This is a genomic window from Streptomyces lunalinharesii (assembly GCF_039532155.1).
GTDB classification, from domain to species: Bacteria; Actinomycetota; Actinomycetes; order Streptomycetales; family Streptomycetaceae; genus Streptomyces; species Streptomyces lunalinharesii.
This window is the reverse complement of the sequence record NZ_BAAARK010000064.1, coordinates 21,881-27,880: the sequence shown is the minus strand read 5'-3', so window position 1 is coordinate 27,880 and position 6,000 is coordinate 21,881. Positions and strand designations below refer to the sequence as shown.

Genomic DNA, 6,000 nt, shown 5'->3' with positions numbered 1-6,000 from the left:
CTAAGCCTTTCAGCGCCGATGGTACTGCAGGGGGGACCCTGTGGGAGAGTAGGACGCCGCCGAACAAATTTTGATAAAGCCTCGTTCCCCGAGTTTCGACTCGGGGAACGAGGCTTTTTTGCGTTTGCGTGCAGAAATGGCCTTTCGTCAGGCCGGGCGGGGTAGCGCGGCCGCGGTGAGGAGGATGCCGTGGGAGGCGTGCCAGCGGCCGGCGAGGACGGGGGCGGGGATGCCGGCCGGCCAGGGGAGCAGCAGGTGGGCGGTGAAGGTGCGGGCGGTGGGGGAGAACGTGATCTCGGCGTCCTCGAATTGGAGGGGGCGGGGGGCGAGCGGGGCGCAGGTCTTGTAGACGGACTCCTTGGCGCTGAAGAGGAGGCGGTCCCACCGGACGCACGGGTGGGCGGTGGCGAGGTCCTGGAGGTGGATGCGCTCGGCGGGGGTGGTGATGCCGTCGCGGACTGTTGGGGGCAGTGGGGCGTGGGGTTCGGCGTCGATGCCGAGGTGGGGGAGGTCGGCGGTGTGGGCCACGGCGGCGGCGCGGTAGCCGTCGCAGTGGGTGATGCTGCCGGTGATGCCGGGTGGCCAGGCCGGGGCGCCGGTGGGGCCCGGGGGGAGCGGGGTCGGGGAGAGGCCCAGGCGGGACAGGGCGCGGTGGGCGCACTGGCGGGCGGTGGTGAATTCGCGGCGGCGCTTCTCGCCGGCGCGGGCGATCTCGCGTTCCTCGATCGGGAAGAGGCCGGTGGGGGCGTCGGCGGGCGGGTCACCGAGGGCGTCCTCACCTACGGCGTGCGGGGGGAGGACGTGCTCGATGAGCATGCGGTGGCTCAACTCCTGGGGCGGGGGCGGTAGTAGAGGGTGCGTGGGGTGACGACTCTATGTGACGGGGGCGACAAGGGCGGGCGTTGAGTTTCTAGGTCGGGTGACCTAGTGTCGGTTCCGTGGACGATGACCTCCAGCTTGATGTGAATGGTCCGGTGCTCGTGGTCGGCGGTTACGGGACCGTCGGTGGCGATCTGACCCGGCTCGCCGCGCCCTCGTGGCCGTTACTGCTCACCGGGCGCACGCCCGAAAAAGGGAAGGCACTGGCCGACGAGGTCGGGGCGGAGGTGCGGCGGTGGGACCTGAGTGACCCGGAGCCGTTCTCGGCGCGGGTCCGGGCCGTGATCAGCACGGTGAACGACCCGGACGACCGGGTGATGCTGGCCGCCATCCGTGGTGGTGTGCCGTACGTCGACATCACGCGGTGGACGGCGCGGTTGCAGCGGGCCACGGCGGTCGCGGCGGTCAACCCGCCGAAGGCGCCGGTGCTGCTGTCGTCGAGCTGGATGGGCGGCGTGAGTGCGCTGGTCACCGCGGCGTTGGCGGCGGAGTTGGGTGGTGCGGCCGAGGCGCAGATCGCCATCCGGTACGACCTGAAGGACCGGGCCGGTACCGACTCGGTGGAGTTCATGGACCGGCTGGGGCTGGACTACGAGGTCACCGAGAACGGTCAGCGGCAGATGATCATGCCGTTGAGTGACGCCGGGTTCGTGGAGATCGGTGAGCACCGGACGAAGGTGGCGCGGATCGACACGCCGGAGCAGTTCACGCTGCCGCTGGTGCTGGGGCTGGACACCGCGATCACGCGGATCGGGTTCAGCGCGAACTCGTCGACGTCGACGCTGCTGGCGTTGAAGAAGACCGGGTTCTTCCGGTGGGGGCGGGGCGACTCGTTCGAGAAGACCCGCCGGTCGATGCTGTACTCGCCGGGTGAGGGCGGGTCCGCGCTGCTGCGGATCGACGTCCGCGGGCGGGGCGGCGAGCGGCGTACCGCGGTGATCAAGGATGCGGCCGGGCAGGCCCATCTCACCGCGTTGGGCGGGCTGTTGGGACTGCGTCGGGTGTTGGGTGCGGACGGCGCCGAGGCGCCCACCGGGGTGGTGTTCCCCGAGATGACGCCGGTGCCGCAGGACGTCGTCTCCGCGCTGGAGAAGGCGGGGGTCGAGGTCACGGTGTCATGAGCGAGGAGAAAGACGGCGGCAAGCCGCAGCTGACGCGGCAGGGCAACCTGCGGCGGACGAGTCTGCTGGACGCCGCCGAGTCCGTGCTGGTCGCCAAGGGCAACGCGGACGCGTCGTTGCGGGCCATCGCCGGTGAGGCCGGCGTGCGGGTCGGTCACCTCCAGCACTACTTCCCGACCCGGGCGGACCTGATCAAGGCCGTGCTGGAGCGGGCGTTGGAACGGTCGTTGGACCGGCTGGCGGAGACGACGGGGCTGCGGCTGGGCCGCGAGGACCCGTCGGTCATCGAGGTTCCGGAGGGCGGCCGGGCGGAACCCGCCGAAGTGGTGGCGGTGGTGCTCGCCGAGCAGGAGGACCCGCAGCTGGTCCGGCTGTACGTCGAGGTGTGGGCGCTGGCGGCGCGGGACGACGAGATCGCCGCGGTGGTCCGGGAGTTCTACCGGAAGTACGTGGCCCATGTGGAGGCGTTCGTGCAGCAGGGGCGGCCGGAGTGGTCCGCCGCGTTCTGCCGGGCGCGGGCCGAGACGTTCGTGGCGTTGGTCGAGGGGGCGGCCCTGATGCGGTCGGGGATCGCCGGGAGCAGGTCGTGCGAGATGGATGCCCAACTCGCCGAGCAGGCCGTGCAGTTGCTCCGGGACTGAGGTCCGGGGCGTCCCAGCCGCCGGCCGTCGACGTCCGGGGTGGGAGTTCTTCCGAGGGCCGGTCGGCCCATGGCGTGGCGTTACGGGCCGCGGCGTGGGTCGGCGGCCCGTCATCCGTGGCACACGTAGGGGGAATGCGTCATGTCCGAGGTAATCGATCTTGCCGAGTTGGCGGCCAGCGCGGATCTGGAGCGGGAGCTGGCGCGGCTCGCCGCGGAGCACGGGATCATTCGTACCCGGCAGCTGAACCAGCAGGAGACCTGGACGGTGCTGGGTGCCGCGCTGACCCGGGAGTTGCTGAGCGATCCGCGGCTGTCCAACGACGTGCACGCGCACGCGCCGCACGGGGCGCTGGTGCCGGGGCTCCAGGTGATGCTGCTGGAGCAGGACGATCCGGGGCACGCCCGGTACCGGCGGCTGGTGACCGCGGCGTTCGCGTCGAAGGCGGTGCGGCAGTTGGAGCCGCGGATCGTGGAGATCACCCGGCAGCTGCTGGACAAGCTGGGCGACGGCGGGACGGTGGACTTCATCGACGCGTTCACCTATCCGATGCCGCTGGAGGTGATCTGCGAGCTGCTCGGGGTGCCGGGCGAGGACCGGGACCCGTTCCGCAAGTGGGCGATGGACATCTCCGCGGCGCCGTCGCTGGAGGCGATGCAGACGTCGGCGGGCAAGCTGTTCGCGTACTGCATCGGGCTGATCGGGGCCAAGCGGGAGCAGCCGACGGAGGACCTGCTCAGCGAGTTGATCGCGGCGCGGTTCGAGGACGGGACCGGGCTGTCGGACGAGGAACTGTCGTCGTTCGCCGCGGTGTTGCTGATCGCGGGCCACGACACGGTGACGAACCTGCTGGCCAACGCGTTGCACGATCTGCTGACGCACCCGGAGCAGCTGGCGGCGCTGCGGGCGGACCGGTCGCTGGTGAACCAGGCGGTGGAGGAGGCGCTGCGGTTCCGCGGGTCGGCGATGACCACGGTGAACCGGGTGGCGCTGGAGGACATCGAGGCGGGTGGGGTCACCATCCGCAAGGGCGAGCTGGTGCGGTTCCTGCTGAACGCGGCCAACCGGGACGCGGAGGTGCGCGCGGACGGGCACGCCTTCGACATCGGCCGGGCCACCGCGCAGCACGTCGCGTTCGGCATGGGGCCGCACTTCTGCCTGGGGCAGCGGCTGGCCCGGCAGGAGGCGACGATCGCCCTGAACGAGATCCTGGACCGTTTCCCGACGCTGGAGTTGGGGGTGTCCCGGGCGGAGGTGCGGTGGCTGGCCTCGGATGCGATCCGGGGGCTGGAGGAACTGCCGCTGCGGTACGCGCGGGAGACGGCGTGACGGTGTGAGGCCGTGACGGTGTGACGGCGGTCGGGGCGGTCGGCGGTGTGGGCCCGAGGGGGTGGCCGCCGGCGGTGGGCGGGGTGTGGCGGGGGCTCGTGGCCCGCGGCGCAACGGGATTCATTCACAGGGGAGTTGGGGGAATCAGCCATGCAGATCACGGTCGATTACGCGCTGTGCGACGGGCTGGGGCAGTGCGCCCTGGTGGCGCCCGAGGTCTTCGCACTGGACGACGATGAGCAGCTGGTGGTCGCGCCGGACCCGGCGCCGGAGCTCGCCGGGAAGGTGGCGGCCGCGGCGCGGGCCTGCCCGGTGCGGGCGATCTCGGTCGAAGGGGCCTGACCCGTGCGCGAGGTCGTCGTGGTGGGCGCGGGTCTGGCGGGCGTCCGGGCCGGCGAGGCGCTGCGGGCGCGGGGGTTTTCCGGAGCGCTGACCGTGGTGTCGGCGGAGGCCGAACTCCCGTATGACCGGCCGCCGTTGACCAAGCAGGTGATGGCGGGGACGCTCACCGCGGACGACATCCGGCTGGCGGGCGTCGCGGAGTGCGACGCCCGCTGGGTCCGGGGGACCGCGGCCGTCGGGCTGGACCGGGAGCGGCGCCGGGTGCGGTTGGCCGACGGTGCCCAGCTCGCGTACGACGGGCTGGTGGTGGCGACCGGGGCGCAGGCGCGGGCCTGGCCCGGGGAGGTGCCGGCCGGGGTGCTGACCGTGCGGGGGCTGGACGACGTCCGGGCGCTGCGGGCGCGGATCGACGGCGGGGCGCGCGAGGTGGTCGTCGTCGGGGCCGGTTTCGTCGGGGTGGAGCTGGCGTCGTCGCTGGTCGGGCTGGGGCTCGGGGTGCGGGTGACGCTGGTGGAGCCGTTCGGGTCGCCGCTGCGGGTGTTGGGCGGGACGGTGCCGGGCGTGGTGGCCGAGGCGGCCCGGCGGGCCGGGGTGGCGCTGCGGCTGGGCACCGGGGTGACGGGCTTCGCGGCCCGGACTGGGCGGGTCGACGGGGTCGAACTGGCCGACGGGAGCGTGCTGCCGGCCGAGGTGGCGGTGGTGGCGATCGGGATGGAGCCGGCGACCGGGTGGTTGCGGGGGGCCGGGCTGGCGCTGCCGGCGGGGCGGGTCCACTGCGACGAGCGGCTGTTCGCGCGGAGCGCGGGGGTGGCCGGGGTGGTCGATCCGCGGGTCGTGGTGGCCGGGGACGTGGCGCGGTGCGATGCGGTGCGGTCGGCGGACGGTCCGGTTCCGTTGGAGCACTGGAGCAATGCGGCGGCGCAGGGGGAGTTGGCGGCGCGGAACCTGTTGGCGGGCCCTGCCAAGGCCGAGCCGTACGTGCACGTGCCGTCGTTCTGGACGTCGGCGTTCGGGCTGCGGATCAAGTCCGTGGGGTTGCCGGGCACCGGGGACCGGGTGGTGGTCGAGGAGGGTGAGCCGGGTGCGGAGAAGGTGGTCGAGGCGCACTACCGGCGGGGCCGGTTGGTCGGTGCGGTGAGCGTCAACCTGGGGAAGCGGCTGGCGGGGTACGCGCGGCGGCTCCAGGAGGAGCAGGTGTCGAGCGGCGGGCCGGCGGCCGGTGGCGGGCCCGTGGGGTGAGCGGGTCGTGGGGTGAGCGGGTCGTGGGGCGGGCGGGCCCGGGTGTGGTGCTGGCCGGCCGCTGGCCGGAATGCGATGGCGTGGCGAGAAAAGGCGACTTGCGGGTCGGTTTACTCGCGGTAACCCGTCGTTATCCTGGGCAGCGGCAGCAAACCCGGTCAGTGTGAATGGCGCGTTAAGTTTTCCATTACCACGGAACATTTATGGTTGACCCCTTCTTGGGCCCTCTGGGTCACGTGACCTATCGCACAAACGAGTGACGCTTCAGGACGGCTCTGGTAACGTTTTTATCGCGCCTCCAGGAGAGGCGGGACGGGCTTTGCGAGTGGGTCACGACGTGGTGATCGCCGCCAGGAAGAGCCTGTTCTTGTGCAAGCAGGTGTCGGGGGATCATTTGCTACGGGGGACAGATCATGTGTAACGCCTTCGAAGGCGTCTGAAACTGGGAC

At 72.1% G+C, this 6,000-nt stretch carries 6 protein-coding genes and 1 rRNA gene; 6 read left to right on the top strand and 1 reads right to left on the bottom strand.

The features are described from left to right. Positions 1-65: ribosomal RNA gene (gene rrf / locus ABD385_RS41535) — 5S ribosomal RNA — on the top strand; the annotation flags it as partial. 82 nt (positions 66-147) lie between these two features. Here the strand turns inward: rrf and ABD385_RS39290 are convergent. After that, positions 148-816 (bottom strand): 4'-phosphopantetheinyl transferase family protein, encoded by a 669-nt coding sequence (locus tag ABD385_RS39290; protein ID WP_344584822.1) that lies wholly within the window; start codon positions 814-816, stop codon positions 148-150. 158 nt (positions 817-974) lie between these two features. Between ABD385_RS39290 and ABD385_RS39285 the strand changes: the two genes are divergently transcribed. The 5 genes from ABD385_RS39285 (at position 975) to ABD385_RS39265 (ending at position 5,551) form a co-directional block, all read left to right on the top strand. Then, positions 975-2,000: a saccharopine dehydrogenase family protein gene (locus tag ABD385_RS39285; RefSeq protein WP_344584828.1), complete on the top strand. Its 1,026-nt coding sequence runs from the start codon at positions 975-977 to the stop codon at positions 1,998-2,000. Beyond that, complete coding sequence (locus tag ABD385_RS39280; protein ID WP_344584820.1) at positions 1,997-2,641, top strand: TetR/AcrR family transcriptional regulator; 645 nt, start codon at positions 1,997-1,999, stop codon at positions 2,639-2,641. Before ABD385_RS39285 ends, ABD385_RS39280 begins: the two co-directional genes overlap by 4 nt. Positions 2,642-2,782: 141 nt before the next feature. Then, entirely contained in the window at positions 2,783-3,970 is a 1,188-nt protein-coding gene (locus ABD385_RS39275) for a cytochrome P450 family protein (RefSeq protein ID WP_344584818.1), read from the top strand. Positions 3,971-4,120: 150 nt separating this feature from the next. After that, positions 4,121-4,312: a ferredoxin gene (locus ABD385_RS39270; protein ID WP_275463531.1), complete on the top strand. Its 192-nt coding sequence runs from the start codon at positions 4,121-4,123 to the stop codon at positions 4,310-4,312. A 3-nt stretch (positions 4,313-4,315) separates the two neighbouring features. Further along, the gene (locus ABD385_RS39265) at positions 4,316-5,551 is read left to right on the top strand and encodes an NAD(P)/FAD-dependent oxidoreductase (RefSeq protein WP_344584815.1); all 1,236 of its coding nucleotides are present in this window, start codon (positions 4,316-4,318) and stop codon (positions 5,549-5,551) included. Positions 5,552-6,000: the final 449 nt, after the last annotated feature.